Below are 13,430 nucleotides of genomic sequence, written 5' to 3' on the forward strand. Positions count from 1 at the left end.
TGCGTCGCCGAGCGACTCGGGCCGAAAAGATGCGCGGCACCTTGTTCGATCCGCCCCGCGCACGTATCTTCATGACAACTTTGTATCCGGAGGGCGTGAGACATGGCGCCCAGGCGTCCCGACGGTGCGGGCGCGTTCCCGGTCCCGGTCGAAAGCCCCGCGCCCCGACCGCCCGATCCGGCGGAGCTCTATGCTGCGCTCGATCTGGGCACGAACAGTTGCCGCATGCTGATCGCCCAGCCGAAGGGCGGGCAGTTCCATGTGGTGGACAGCTTCTCGAAGACCGTCCAGCTCGGCGAAGGGCTGGAGCGGACGGGCGCGCTCGGCCGCGCGTCGCAGCGGCGCACGCTGCAGGCGCTGCGAATCTGCCAGCAGAAGATCCGCCGCCACGACGTGCGCCGCATGCGCCTCGTCGCGACGGAGGCCTGCCGGCGCGCGCAGAACGGCCCGGAGTTCCTGCGCCGCATCCAGCGCGAGACGGGCCTCACGCTCGAGATCATCGAGCCCGAGGAGGAGGCGCGCCTCGCCGTGATCTCCTGCGCGCCGCTCGTCTCCACCAAGACCGAGCAGCTCCTCGTCGTCGACATCGGCGGCGGCTCGACCGAGCTCGTCTGGATCGACCTCTCGTCGGTGCCCAACCGGGAGCGCCCGCGCGCCATCATGCGGCTGCACGCGGGCTTCCACCCGCCCGAAAGCCCCTTTCCGGCGGCCAAGGTCGTGGACTGGATCAGCGTGCCGCTCGGCGTGGCGACGCTGCGCGACCAGTTCCGCGACGTCGAGGACGACGCGGCGCGCTACGCGTTGATGAGCTGGTTCTTCGAGGAAAACCTCGCCGAATTCGCGCCCTACAAGGACGAACAGACCCGCGCCGGGTTCCAGGTGATCGGCACCTCCGGCACGGTCACCACCGTCGCGGCGAGCCACCTCGGCCTCAGGCGCTACGACCGCACGAAGGTCGACGGGCTGCGCATGACCTCCGACCAGATCGACCGGGTGATCCGCGACTACCTCGCGATGGGGCCGGTGGGCCGGCGGCGCGATCCGCGCATCGGGCAGGACCGGCAGGCGCTCATCATGTCCGGCGCGGCGATCCTGCAGGCGCTTCTCCGGCTCTGGCCGACGGACCGGCTGTCGGTGGCCGACCGCGGGCTGCGCGAGGGGCTTCTCTACGCGCAGATGTCGGCCGACGGGGTGCTGGAGGATTCGCCGGTCTGACGCGCGCCGGAGGGGTGCTCGTCAGAGGCCGCGAATTTTCGTACGAAAATTCGCACCCGGCCGCGTGGCGCAGCGTGGAGATTTTTCGTACGAAAAATCTCCCGCGATGGGTGAGGGAAGAGATGCCGAAGAAAGCCGGAAACTCGGGGCGCGGGCAGCGCGATCTCAAGGTCAAGGTGCGCACCGCGCGCGGGCGCAAGCCGTCGTCCACGCGCTGGCTACAGCGCCAGCTCAACGACCCTTACGTCAAGCGCGCCCGGGCCGAGGGCTACCGCGGCCGCGCCGCTTTCAAGATCCTCGAGCTCGACGACAAGTACCGCTTCCTCGTGCCCGGGGCGCGGGTGGTCGATCTGGGCTGCGCGCCCGGCGGCTGGAGCCAGGTCGCCGTCGCGCGCGTCAACGCCCTCGGCGAGAAGCCGGGCAAGGCCGAGGGCCGCGTGCTCGCCGTCGATCTGCAGGAGGTCGAGCCGATCCCGGGGGCCGAGGTGCATCGCCTCGACTTCATGGAGGAGGGGGCCGACGATGCGATCAAGGGCTGGCTCGGCGGCCGCGCGGACGTGGTGATGTCGGACATGGCCGCCGCCTCTTCGGGCCATCGGCAGACCGACCACCTGCGCATCGTCGCGCTCTGCGAGGCCGCCGCCGCGCTCGCCTTCGACGTGCTGGAGGAGGGGGGCACATTCGTGGCCAAGGTCCTCGCCGGGGGCGCGGAGGACGGGCTGCAGGCGGAGCTCAAGCGCCGCTTCGACAAGGTCGCCAACGTCAAGCCGCCCGCCTCGCGCGCCGACAGCGCCGAGAAATTCGTCGTCGCCACGGGCTTCCGGGGCCGCGGGGCGGAGGATTGAGCGGCCCCGTCATCCGCGCGTGACACGGGGTTTCTATCCCCGGCGTCATGTCCCATGCTGCAGGGCAGCACGACGGATGCGGAGACCGGGATGCACCTCGAGAACAAGACCTTCGACGACCTGGAGATCGGCGACAGCGCGGAGCTCACGCGGCTCTGCACGCTCGACGACCTACTGATCTTCGCCAATGTCTCGGGCAACCACAACCCGATGCACATTCAGGACCCGGACGGCCCCGGCCCGCGCGAGCCGGTCGTGCCCTCGATGTTCGTGGGCGCGCTCGTCTCGGCGGTGCTCGGCAACCTGCTGCCGGGGGCGGGGACGCTCTATCGCCACCAGACGCTGGAATTCCGTGACCGCGCGGAGGCCGGCGACGAGCTTCTGAGCCGGGTCACCGTGACGGCCAAGAACGCCGACGACGGCACCGTGACGCTCGAGACCGAGGTGCGGCGCGTGGCCGACGACGCGCTCGTGATGCGCGGCGAGGCGGTGGTCGAGGCCCCGCGCGAGAAGCTCTCCTACGACGACAAGGACCTGCCGGGGCTGATCGTGCAGCGTCATCGCCATTTCGAGGCGCTGATGCGGCAGGCCGACGACCTGCCGCCCCTGCCCATGGCCGTCGTCGCACCGGAGGAGGAGAACGCCCTCGGCGGTGCCGCGCTCGCCGCGCGGCGGGGGCTGATCACGCCGATCCTCGTGGGCGCGCGCGGGAGGATCGAGGCCGTGGCCGAGGCCGCCGGCGAGGACATCTCCGGCTTCGAGATCCACGACGAGGCCGACCACGCCGCCGCCGCGCGCCGCGCGGTCGCGCTCGTCCGCGAGGGGCGCGCGGGCGGGCTGATGAAGGGGCATCTGCACACCGACGTGCTGCTGCGCGCGGCGCTCGACAAGGAGCAGGGCCTGCGCGCCGGGCGGCGCTTCACCCATGTCTTCGTGATGGACGTGCCGGGGCTGCCGCATCCGCTGCTGGTCTCGGACGCGGCGATCAACATCTCGCCCGATCTCGATTGCAAGACGGACATCGTGCAGAACGCGATCGAGGTGGCGCGCGCCATCGGGATCGAGCCGCCGCGCGTCGCGGTGCTCTCGGCGATCGAGACGGTGAACCCGGCGCTGCCCTCCTCGATGGACGCGGCGCTCCTGTCGAAGATGGCCGACCGCGGGCAGATCACCGGCGGCTACGTCGAGGGGCCGCTCGCCATGGACAACGCGGTGGACATGGGCGCGGCGCGGACCAAGGGGCTCGGCGAATCGGACGTCGCGGGCCGCGCGGAGGTGCTCATCGCGCCCAATCTCGACGCGGGCAACATGATCGCCAAGCAGCTGACCTTCATCGCCCATGCGGAGGCGGCGGGCGTCGTGGCGGGGGCGAGCGCGCCCATCGTGCTCACCAGCCGCGCCGACGACGAGATGGCGCGGCTCGCCTCCTGCGCGGTGGCGGCGCTGCATCACCGCAGGCTGACGGGGGGCGCCGAATGACCGACCATGTGCTGACGCTGAACGCAGGCAGTTCCTCGCTCAAGATCGGGCTCTTCACCGCCGCGGCCGAGCCCGAGGTCCGCGCGACGGGCGCGGTGGAGCGCATCGGCGGCGCGGCGGCGCTCACCCTCGAGGACGGTGCGGGCGCGACGCTCGGCACCCGCGATCTGGGGGAGGGCGGAGCCGATCACGCAGGCGCGCTCGACGCCGCGCTCGCGATGCTGCGCGAGCATTTCCCCGAGGCCGGCATCGCCGCCGTGGGCCATCGCGTCGTCCACGGCGGGCAGGATCACGACGCGCCGGTGCGCCTCGACGACGCCGTGCTCGCCCGGCTCGCCGAGCTCGAGCCTTTCGCGCCGCTTCATCAGCCGCACAACCTCGCCGGGGTGCGGGCAGCGCGCGCGGCCTTTCCCGAGGCGGTGCAGGTCGCCTGCTTCGACACGGCCTTTCACCGCCATCACCCCTTCGTCAACGACGTCTTCGGCCTCCCGCGCGAACTCTACGACCGCGGCGTGCGGCGCTACGGCTTCCACGGGCTGAGCTACGACTACATCGCGGGCGAGCTCGCGCGGGCGCACCCCGCGCTGCACGCGGGCCGCGTCGCGGTCGCGCATCTGGGCAACGGCGCGTCCATCTGCGGCATGGTTCAGGGCCGCTCGGTCGCCTCCACCATGGGCTTCACCGCGCTCGACGGGCTGCCGATGGGCACGCGGGTCGGCCAGCTCGACCCCGGCGTGGTGCTCCACCTGATCGAGCAGGAGGGCATGTCGGCGGCCGAGGTGACGGGGATGCTCTACAAGCGCTCGGGGCTCCTCGGCCTGTCGGGTATCTCGAACGACATGCGCACGCTCGAGGCCTCGGACGATCCGCGCGCCGACGAGGCGATCGCCTATTTCACCTTCCGCATCCGGCGCGAGATCGGCGCGATGGCCGCGGCGATGGAGGGGCTCGACGGCATTGTTTTCACAGGAGGCATCGGCGAGAACTCGGCGCGCGTGCGCCGCGAGGTCTGCGCGCCGATGAGTTGGCTCGGCGTCGCGCTCGACGCGGCGGCGAACGAGGCCGGCGCGGCGCGCATCGACGCGGGCGGCGACGTCGGCGTGCTGGTGATCCCGACCGACGAGGAGCGCGTGATCGCCCGCGCCGCGGCCGCCGCGCTGGGCTGAGCGCCGGTGCCCGGCCGAGCCGGCGGAACGGGGGCTCTGCCCCCGCCGCGCCTGCCGGCGCGACTCCCCCGGAGTATTTCCGCCAAGATGATGGGCGGGGCGCCCTGCCGGGCCCGCGCTGCGGTGCGGCGACGGAAAAGGGCTGACGCGGGCGCGCCTTCTGCGCTACGACTTCACCGAAGAGCGGGCCGCGCCGGCCGCGCGCGGCGCAGCAGGGAGAGACGACGCGATGCACATGACGGGCAGCCGGGAGATCCGCGCCGACCGCGAGACCGTCTGGGCGGCGCTTCTGAGCGCGGAGGTTCTGAAGGCCTCGGTGCCCGGGTGCAAGGAGCTCGAGGGCGACGCCGAGGAGGGCTTCCAGGCGAGCGTCACGCAGAAGGTCGGCCCGGTGAAGGCGACCTTCAAGGGCACGGTGACGATCTCGGACATGCAGCACCTCGAGAGCCTGCACCTCGCCGGGGAGGGCAAGGGCGGCGCGGCGGGTTTCGCCAAGGGCGGCGCCGACGTGACGCTCGAGCCGACCGAGGATGGCACGCGGCTCTCCTACGAGGTGGAGGCGAAGGTCGGCGGCAAGCTCGCGCAGCTCGGCTCGCGCGTGATCGACGGCTTCGCCAAGAAGATGGCCGATCAGTTCTTCGAGCGCTTCCAGGAGGCGATCGAGGGGCCGGCCGACCCGGAGGAGGCCGAGGCGGCCGAGGGCACGGGCGGCAAGAAGGGCTGGTTCAAGCGGCTGGTGAAGGGCGAGGCCGGGGCCTGACGGGCGCCGGCGACATGCGACGGTAGGGAGGACTGGATGACCAAGGTCAGCATGACGGTGAACGGCGAGGCGGCCGAGGGCGAGGCGGAGGGCCGCACGCTGCTCGTGGAGTTCCTGCGCGAGGAGCTCGGCCTCACCGGCACGCACGTGGGCTGCGACACCTCGCAGTGCGGCGCCTGCGTCGTGCACGTCGACGGCAGGGCGGTGAAGGCCTGTACCATGTTCGCGCTGGAGGCCGAGGGCGCGGAGGTGCGCACGATCGAGGGGATGGCGAATGCCGACGGCTCGCTCAACGTGGTGCAGCAGGCATTTCAGGATCACCACGGGCTGCAGTGCGGCTTCTGCACGCCGGGCATGGTGATGTCCGCCGCCGCGCTGCTGGACGAGACCCCGCGCCCGAGCGAAGCGGAGATCCGCGACTACCTCGAGGGCAACATCTGCCGCTGCACGGGGTATCACAACATCGTCAAGGCGGTGCTCGCCGCCAGCGGGCAGGATGCGGAGCGTATCGCCGCCGAGTGAGCGCCGCCCGGAGAGGCGTGAAGGAGGCAGGGTCGCGGGGAGGAGCGCGGCCCGACCCAGGGAGGACGAGACAATGCCCAAGGATCACGGCATCGGCGCCGCCAGCAAGCGGCGCGAGGACGTGCGGTTCCTGACCGGGACCGGCAACTACACCGACGACATCAACCTGCCGCGACAGCTTTACGTGCATTTCCTGCGCTCGGACGTCGCGCACGGCGAGATCCGGCACATCGACACCGGCGCGGCCGAGGCGATGCCGGGCGTCAAGCGCGTCTTCACCGGCAAGGACTTCGAGGGGGTGGGCGGGCTGCCCTGCGGCTGGCAGGTCACCGACCGCCACGGCCAGCCCATGCAGGAGCCCGCGCATCCGGTGATCGCGCAGGGCAAGGTGCGCTACGTGGGCGAGATCCTCGCCGCCGTGGTCGCCGACAGCCGCGAGCGCGCGCGCGACGCCGCCGAGGCGATCGAGTTCGACATCGCGGAGCTTCCGGCGGTCGTGGACATGAAGGCCGCGCTCGCCCCCGACGCGCCGAAGGTGCACGACGATCTCGACGGCAACCTCTGCTACGACTGGGGCTTTGTCGAGGAGAACCGCGAGACGGTCGACGCGGCGATCCGCGAGGCGGCGCATGTCACCACGCTGGAGCTCGTCAACAACCGGCTGGTGGCCAACCCGATGGAGCCGCGCGTCGCGGTGGGCGACTACAGCCGCGCCGACGATCAGTCGACGCTCTACACCACCAGCCAGAACCCGCATGTCATCCGCCTCCTGATGGGGGCCTTCGTCCTCGGCATCCCCGAGCACAAGCTGCGGGTGGTGGCGCCGGACGTGGGCGGCGGCTTCGGCTCGAAGATCTTCCACTACGCCGAGGAGGCCTTCTGCACCTTCGCCGCGCGCCAGCTCGGGCGGCCCGTAAAATGGACCTCCACCCGGTCCGAGGCCTTCATGTCGGACGCCCACGGGCGCGATCACGTCACGAAGATCGAGCTCGCGCTGGATGCCGACAACAACTTCACTGCGCTCCGCACCGAGACCCACGCCAACATGGGCGCCTATCTCTCGACCTTCGCGCCCTCGGTGCCGACCTGGCTGCACGGCACGCTGATGGCGGGCAACTACAAGACGCCCAACATCTACGTGAACGTGAAGGCGGTCTTCACCAACACCGTGCCGGTGGACGCCTACCGCGGCGCCGGCCGGCCCGAGGCGACGTTCCAGCTCGAGCGGGTCATCGACAAGGCGGCGCGCGAGCTCGGCGTCGATCCCATCGCGCTCCGGCGGCAGAACTTCGTCACCGAGTTTCCCTACGCCACCCCGGTCGCGGTGGAATACGACACCGGCGACTACAACGCGACGATGGACAAGCTCGAGGAGATCGCCGACATCAAGGGCTTCGCCGCGCGGCGCAAGGAGAGCGAGGCGCGGGGCAAGCTGCGCGGGCTCGGCGTGAATGCCTACATCGAGGCCTGCGGCATTGCGCCCTCGAACCTCGTGGGCCAGCTCGGCGCGCGCGCCGGGCTCTACGACGCGGCGACCGTGCGGGTGAACGCCACGGGCTCGATCAGCGTGATGGTCGGCGCGCACAGCCACGGGCAGGGGCACGAGACCGCCTTTCCGCAGGTGATCTCGGAGATGCTCGGCATCGGCGAGGATCAGGTCGAGATCGTGCACGGCGACACCTCGAAGATCCCCTTCGGCATGGGTACCTACGGCTCGCGCTCGCTCGCCGTCTGCGGCTCGGCCATGGTGCGCGCCACCGAGAAGGTCGTCGCCAAGGCCAAGAAGATCGCCGCGCATCTGCTCGAGGCCGCCGAGGCCGACATCGAGCTCAGGGACGGCAAGTTCACCGTCGCGGGCACCGACAAGGAGGTGGCCTGGGGCGACGTGACGCTCGCGGCCTACGTGCCGCACAACTATCCGCTCGAGGACGTGGAGCCCGGGCTGGAGGAGACGGCCTTCTACGATCCGGCGAACTTCACCTATCCGGCGGGGGCCTACGCCTGCGAGGTCGAGGTGGACCCCGAGACCGGCAAGGTCACGATCGAGCGTTTCGCCGCCGCCGACGATTTCGGCAACGTCATCAACCCGATGATCGTGGACGGGCAGGTGCACGGCGGGCTCGCGCAGGGGATCGGGCAGGCGCTGCTGGAGAACTGCGCCTACGACGAGAACGGGCAGCTCGTCTCGGCGAGCTACATGGACTACGCCATGCCGCGCGCCGACGACGTGCCCTTCTACACGGTCGATCACTCCTGTCAGACGCCCTGCACGCACAATCCGCTCGGCGTGAAGGGCTGCGGCGAGGCGGGGGCCATCGGCTCGCCGCCGACGATCGTCAACGCGGTGATCGACGCGCTGCACTCCGGCGGGCACAAGGTCGATCACATCGACATGCCGCTGACGCCGTCGCGCGTCTGGGCGGCGATGCAGGGCTGACGCGCAGGGGCGGCGCGCGCGGCGCCGCCCCGCGGACCGGGATTACAAGGGCGGGGCGCGCCCCCGCGCGGAGGACGAGCACGATGTATGCGTTCGATTTCGAAAAACCGACCAGTCTGAACGAGGCGGTCACGGCGCTTCAGACCGAGGAGGCGATGCCCCTCGGCGGGGGGCAGACGCTGATCCCCTCGCTCAAGCAGCGCCTCGCCGCGCCCTCGAAGCTGGTGAGCCTGCGGGGCGTGGACGAGATCCGCGGCATCTGCCGCGACGACGCGGGCCGTATCTGCATCGGCGGCGGCACGACGCATGCCGAGGTCGCGGCCGGCGTGCCGGAGTACCCGGCCCTCGCCGCGCTCGCGGCCAACATCGGCGACCCGGCGGTGCGCAACCGCGGCACCATCGGCGGGAGCCTCGCCAACAACGACCCCTCGGCCTGCTACCCGGCGGCGGCGCTCGCCTCCGGTGCGACGATCGTCACCAACACCCGCGAGATCGCGGCCGACGACTACTTCGAGGGGATGTTCATGACCGCCCTCGAGGAGGGCGAGATCATCACCGAGGTCCGCTTCCCCGTGCCCGAAAAGGCGCATTACGAGAAGTTCGAGCAGCCCGCTTCGCGCTTCGCGCTGGTGGGCGTCTTCGTGGCGAAATTCGCGGACGGCGTGCGCGTCGCCGTCACCGGCGCCTCGGAGGAGGGCGTCTTTCGCTGGAGCGAGGCGGAGGCGGCGCTCGCGTCCGACTTCACGCCCGAGGCGGTGCAGGGACTGTCCGTGCCGGCCGAGGGCATGATCGGCGACCTGCACGGCTCGCCCGAGTACCGCGCGCATCTGGTGGGCGTGATGACCCGCCGCGCCGTGGCCGCGGCCGGCTGAGCGCCGGCGGCGGGCCGGCCGTGTCGCGCTCCGGCGCGTGAGCGCGTGCGGTCGGCGACGTGAGTGGGAGCGCGACGCGGCCTCGGTCGCGCCGCCGCCCCTCTGCGCAAGCGGCCCTCTCCGTAAGGCCCGGCGCTACCCCTCCTGCGCGACCTCCGCGCAGCCGAGCACGGCGGCGGCGTCGTCGGCGATCACCTGCACCGGGATCCCGGCGGTGAGCGGATCGGCGCGGAAGGCGGCCTCGAAGCCATTGTGCCGCAGATGCGGCGCTATGGCCCGCGCGAGCCCCCCGGCCAGCCAGACGCCCCCGAGCGCGAGATGCGCGAGGGACATGTCCCGCGCCGCGTGGCCGAGAAGCCGCGCGTAGAGGGCGACCGCCTCGGCGGCGTGCTGCTCGCCCGCGGCGGCCTCGGTCAGCACGTCGGGGGGCGCGAGCCGCCCGTGCCCGCCCGCGAAGCGCCAGAGCCGCGCGAGGCCGCGGCCCGAGAGCGCCCCCTCCACCGTGGCGCCGCCGGCCTCGGCGCGCAGCCGCTCGGCGAGCGCGAGGCTCTCGGCGTCGTGGACGGGCAGGGCGGCCGCGCCGCCCTCGGTTGCCGGGACGAAGGGGGCCGCCGCGCCCGGCACGCGGTGCACCGGCGCGCAGTTCACCCCGGTACCGAGCCCGATCACCAGCCGCGCCGCCCTGGGCTCCGGCGTCCCGGTCAGAAGCCGGTCCTGCGCCGCCGCGCTCAGCCGGTCGAGGGCGAGGCCCTGCGCCTGAAGGTCATTCATCAGGTGCACGTGTTGCAGCCCGAGCGCGGCGGCGAGCGCCTCCGCCTCGATCTGCCAGCCCCGGTTGCGCATCCATGCGCTGCCGTCCCGCACCGCCCCCGCGACGGCGAGGCAGGCCCGGCGCGGCGCGGCGCGCTGCGTGGCCAGATAGGCGGCGAGCAGCGCCTCGGCGCTCGCGTGATCGGCGGTGGCCAGCCGCGCGGCGGTGCCGGGCACCGGCATGCCGTCGCGCGCGAGCGCCAGCCGCGCCGTCGTCGCCCCGATGTCGCCCACGAGGGCGAGCGTGCCGTGCCCTGCCGTCATGCCGCCGATCCTGTCTCTCGGCCGCAGGCTACGCGCCGCCGCGCGCTCGGTCAAAGCCCCGCCGGACGGGCAAGCGGTCGCAGGGCCGGGCCGCGTTCGGCGAATGTTCCGACTTTTCGATTGGCGAAGCGCGCCCGCTCCCCTATCTCTGCCCCGAGTTCAGGGGGTGTCCGATGGCCGAGTTGAAGTCCATCCAGGTGCGCGGTGCGCGCGAGCACAATCTTGCCGGCGTCGACGTGGACATCCCCCGCGATCAGCTCGTGGTGATCACGGGGCTGTCGGGCTCGGGCAAGTCGAGCCTCGCCTTCGACACGATCTACGCCGAGGGACAGCGCCGCTACGTCGAATCGCTCTCGGCCTACGCGCGGCAGTTCCTCGACATGATGGAAAAGCCCGACGTCGATCAGATCTCGGGCCTCTCCCCCGCGATCTCCATCGAGCAGAAGACGACGAGCAAGAACCCCCGCTCCACCGTCGGCACGGTGACCGAGATCTACGACTACCTGCGCCTGCTCTTCGCCCGCGCGGGCACGCCCTACTCGCCCGCCACAGGTCAGCCCATCGAGGCGCAGCAGGTACAGGACATGGTCGACGCCGTCATGCGCATGGAGGAGGGCACGCGCGCCTATCTCCTCGCCCCCATCGTGCGCGACCGGAAGGGCGAATACCGCAAGGAGATGCTGGAGCTTCGCAAGCAGGGCTTCCAGCGGGTGAAGGTGGACGGCCGGTTCCACGAGCTCGACGATCCCCCGACCCTCGACAAGAAATACCGCCACGACATCGACGTGGTCGTGGACCGCATCGTCGTGCGCGAGGGGATGGAGACGCGGCTCGCCGACAGTTTCCGCACGGCGCTCGACCTCGCCAACGGCATCGCCGTGCTCGATACCGCCCCGCGCGAGGGCGAGCCCGAACCCGAGCCGGAGCGCATCACCTTTTCCGAGAACTTCGCCTGCCCGGTCTCGGGCTTCACCATCCCCGAGATCGAGCCGCGGCTCTTTTCCTTCAACGCGCCCTTCGGCGCCTGCCCCTCCTGCGACGGGCTCGGGGTGGAGCTCGTCTTCGACCCGGCGCTGGTGGTGCCGGACGCGGACCTGCGCCTCGACGACGGGGCGCTCGCGCCGTGGCGCAAGGGCAAGTCGCCCTACATCACCCAGACGATCGAGGCGCTCGCGCGGCACTACGGCTTCGACCGCAACGCGCGCTGGAAGGACCTGCCGGGACATGTGCAGCAGGTGTTCCTCTACGGCTCCGGCGAGGAGGAGATCCCCTTCCGCTACGACGAAGGAGGGCGCGTCTATCAGGTGACGCGCAGCTTCGAGGGGGTGATCCCCAACATGGAGCGGCGCTACCGCGAGACCGACAGCGCCTGGATCCGGGAGGAGTTCGAGCGCTACCAGAACGACCGCCCCTGCAAGGCCTGCGGCGGCCACCGCCTGCGCGACGAGGCGCTCGCGGTGAAGATCGGCGGGCAGCACATCGGCGAGGTGGTCGAGACCTCGATCCGCGAGGCCTACGCCTGGGTCGAGGCGGCGCCGGAGCACCTCGGCCCCCAGAAGAAGGAAATCGCCCGCCCCATCCTCAAGGAAATCCGCGAGCGGCTGGGCTTCCTCAACAACGTCGGGCTGGAGTATCTGACGCTCTCGCGCGCCGCCGGCACCCTCTCGGGTGGCGAGAGCCAGCGCATCCGCCTGGCGAGCCAGATCGGCTCCGGGCTGACGGGCGTGCTCTACGTCCTCGACGAGCCCTCCATCGGCCTGCACCAGCGCGACAACGACCGGCTGCTGACCACGCTCAAGAACCTGCGCGATCAGGGCAACACGGTGATCGTCGTCGAGCACGACGAGGAGGCCATCCGCGAGGCCGATTACGTCCTCGACATCGGCCCCGGCGCGGGCGTGCACGGCGGACAGGTCGTCGCGCGCGGCACGCCCGAGGAGATCGCCGCCGACCCGGCCTCCGTCACCGGGCAGTACCTCGCCGGCACGCGCGAGATCCCGGTCCCGGCCACGCGCCGCGCGGGCAACGGCAAGGCGCTCACCGTGGTTAACGCCCACGGCAACAACCTCAAGGACGTGACCGTGGACCTGCCGCTCGGCAAGTTCGTCTGCGTCACCGGCGTCTCGGGCGGGGGCAAGTCGACGCTCACCATCGAGACCCTCTTCAAGACCGCCTCCATGCGGCTCAACGGCGCGCGCCAGACCCCCGCGCCCTGCGAGACGATCAAGGGGCTCGAGCATCTCGACAAGGTCATCGACATCGACCAGCGCCCGATCGGGCGCACGCCGCGCTCGAACCCGGCGACCTATACCGGCGCCTTCACGCCCATCCGCGACTGGTTCGCCGGCCTGCCGGAGGCGAAGGCGCGCGGCTACAAGCCCGGGCGCTTCTCGTTCAACGTGAAGGGCGGGCGCTGCGAGGCCTGCCAGGGCGACGGCGTCATCAAGATCGAGATGCACTTCCTGCCGGACGTCTACGTCACCTGCGAGACCTGCAAGGGCGCGCGCTACAACCGCGAGACGCTGGAGATCAAGTACAAGGGCCGGTCCATCGCCGACGTGCTCGACATGACGGTCGAGGACGCGCAGGAATTCTTCAAGGCGGTGCCCGTCATCCGCGAGAAGATGGACGCCCTCTGCGAGGTGGGCCTCGGCTACATCCGGGTCGGCCAGCAGGCGACGACCCTCTCCGGCGGCGAGGCGCAGCGCGTCAAGCTCTCGCGCGAGCTCGCCAAGCGGTCGACGGGCCGCACCCTCTACATCCTCGACGAGCCGACGACCGGCCTGCACTTCGAGGACGTCAGGAAACTCCTCGAGGTGCTGCACTCTCTGGTGGAGGCCGGCAACACCGTCGTGGTGATCGAGCACAACCTCGACGTCATCAAGACCGCCGACCACATCGTCGACATCGGCCCCGAGGGCGGCGACGGCGGCGGCGAGATCGTGGCCGAGGGCACGCCCGAGGAGATCGCCCGCGTCGAGCGCAGCCACACCGGCCGCTACCTCCGCCCCATGCTCGACGCGCGCAAGGTGGCGGCGGAGTAGGGCCGCACGCCCGACC

10 protein-coding genes are annotated in these 13,430 nt (G+C 71.5%); 9 read left to right on the forward strand and 1 reads right to left on the reverse strand.

Features of this window, described 5'->3' with window-relative positions; all coding sequences use genetic code 11:
• Positions 1-102: 102 nt before the first annotated feature.
• The 8 genes from DRV84_RS09145 to DRV84_RS09180 all read left to right on the forward strand — a co-directional run bounded on the left by DRV84_RS09145 (position 103) and on the right by DRV84_RS09180 (position 9,296).
• Positions 103-1,215, forward strand: coding sequence for a Ppx/GppA phosphatase family protein (locus DRV84_RS09145; protein WP_115979581.1), 1,113 nt, complete (start codon positions 103-105; stop codon positions 1,213-1,215).
• Between the two features lie 122 nt (positions 1,216-1,337).
• Positions 1,338-2,060 carry an RlmE family RNA methyltransferase gene (locus DRV84_RS09150; RefSeq protein WP_115979582.1) on the forward strand — a complete coding sequence of 241 codons (723 nt, stop codon included), beginning with the start codon at positions 1,338-1,340 and terminating at the stop codon, positions 2,058-2,060.
• 90 nt (positions 2,061-2,150) lie between these two features.
• Entirely contained in the window at positions 2,151-3,539 is a 1,389-nt protein-coding gene (locus tag DRV84_RS09155; protein ID WP_115979607.1) for a bifunctional enoyl-CoA hydratase/phosphate acetyltransferase, read from the forward strand.
• Positions 3,536-4,705 (forward strand): acetate/propionate family kinase, encoded by a 1,170-nt coding sequence (locus tag DRV84_RS09160; RefSeq protein WP_115979583.1) that lies wholly within the window; start codon positions 3,536-3,538, stop codon positions 4,703-4,705. Before DRV84_RS09155 ends, DRV84_RS09160 begins: the two co-directional genes overlap by 4 nt.
• Before the next feature lie 229 nt (positions 4,706-4,934).
• Positions 4,935-5,465 carry an SRPBCC family protein gene (locus tag DRV84_RS09165; RefSeq protein WP_115979584.1) on the forward strand — a complete coding sequence of 177 codons (531 nt, stop codon included), beginning with the start codon at positions 4,935-4,937 and terminating at the stop codon, positions 5,463-5,465.
• A 36-nt stretch (positions 5,466-5,501) separates the two neighbouring features.
• Complete coding sequence (locus DRV84_RS09170) at positions 5,502-5,987, forward strand: (2Fe-2S)-binding protein (RefSeq protein WP_115979585.1); 486 nt, start codon at positions 5,502-5,504, stop codon at positions 5,985-5,987.
• A gap of 73 nt (positions 5,988-6,060) precedes the next feature.
• Complete coding sequence (locus DRV84_RS09175) at positions 6,061-8,424, forward strand: xanthine dehydrogenase family protein molybdopterin-binding subunit (RefSeq protein WP_115979586.1); 2,364 nt, start codon at positions 6,061-6,063, stop codon at positions 8,422-8,424.
• Positions 8,425-8,507: 83 nt separating this feature from the next.
• On the forward strand, positions 8,508-9,296 hold the full coding sequence (locus DRV84_RS09180) for an FAD binding domain-containing protein (protein WP_115979587.1): 789 nt from the start codon (positions 8,508-8,510) through the stop codon (positions 9,294-9,296).
• A gap of 135 nt (positions 9,297-9,431) precedes the next feature.
• Here the strand turns inward: DRV84_RS09180 and DRV84_RS09185 are convergent, their stop codons facing one another.
• The gene (locus DRV84_RS09185; RefSeq protein ID WP_115979588.1) at positions 9,432-10,370 is read right to left on the reverse strand and encodes a glucokinase; all 939 of its coding nucleotides are present in this window, start codon (positions 10,368-10,370) and stop codon (positions 9,432-9,434) included.
• A 173-nt stretch (positions 10,371-10,543) separates the two neighbouring features.
• On the opposite strand from DRV84_RS09185, the gene uvrA reads away from it, so the two are divergent.
• Positions 10,544-13,414, forward strand: a complete 2,871-nt coding sequence (uvrA, locus tag DRV84_RS09190) for an excinuclease ABC subunit UvrA (protein WP_115979589.1) — start codon at positions 10,544-10,546, stop codon at positions 13,412-13,414.
• The last annotated feature ends 16 nt before the right edge of the window (positions 13,415-13,430 follow it).

Origin of the sequence: Rhodosalinus sediminis (assembly GCF_003385555.1) — a bacterium.
In the GTDB taxonomy this organism is placed as follows: Bacteria; Pseudomonadota; Alphaproteobacteria; order Rhodobacterales; family Rhodobacteraceae; genus Rhodosalinus; species Rhodosalinus sediminis.

What these genes read in the sequence shown, in the direction of transcription:
- DRV84_RS09165 (WP_115979584.1), top strand. Translation starts at nt 4,935, where the DNA reads ATGCACATGACGGGCAGCCGGGAGATCCGCGCCGACCGCGAGACCGTC.
- uvrA (WP_115979589.1), top strand. Translation starts at nt 10,544, where the DNA reads ATGGCCGAGTTGAAGTCCATCCAGGTGCGCGGTGCGCGCGAGCACAAT.
- DRV84_RS09160 (WP_115979583.1), top strand. Translation starts at nt 3,536, where the DNA reads ATGACCGACCATGTGCTGACGCTGAACGCAGGCAGTTCCTCGCTCAAG.
- DRV84_RS09155 (WP_115979607.1), top strand. Translation starts at nt 2,151, where the DNA reads ATGCACCTCGAGAACAAGACCTTCGACGACCTGGAGATCGGCGACAGC.
- DRV84_RS09180 (WP_115979587.1), top strand. Translation starts at nt 8,508, where the DNA reads ATGTATGCGTTCGATTTCGAAAAACCGACCAGTCTGAACGAGGCGGTC.
- DRV84_RS09170 (WP_115979585.1), top strand. Translation starts at nt 5,502, where the DNA reads ATGACCAAGGTCAGCATGACGGTGAACGGCGAGGCGGCCGAGGGCGAG.
- DRV84_RS09175 (WP_115979586.1), top strand. Translation starts at nt 6,061, where the DNA reads ATGCCCAAGGATCACGGCATCGGCGCCGCCAGCAAGCGGCGCGAGGAC.
- DRV84_RS09150 (WP_115979582.1), top strand. Translation starts at nt 1,338, where the DNA reads ATGCCGAAGAAAGCCGGAAACTCGGGGCGCGGGCAGCGCGATCTCAAG.
- DRV84_RS09185 (WP_115979588.1), bottom strand. Translation starts at nt 10,370, where the DNA reads ATGACGGCAGGGCACGGCACGCTCGCCCTCGTGGGCGACATCGGGGCG.
- DRV84_RS09145 (WP_115979581.1), top strand. Translation starts at nt 103, where the DNA reads ATGGCGCCCAGGCGTCCCGACGGTGCGGGCGCGTTCCCGGTCCCGGTC.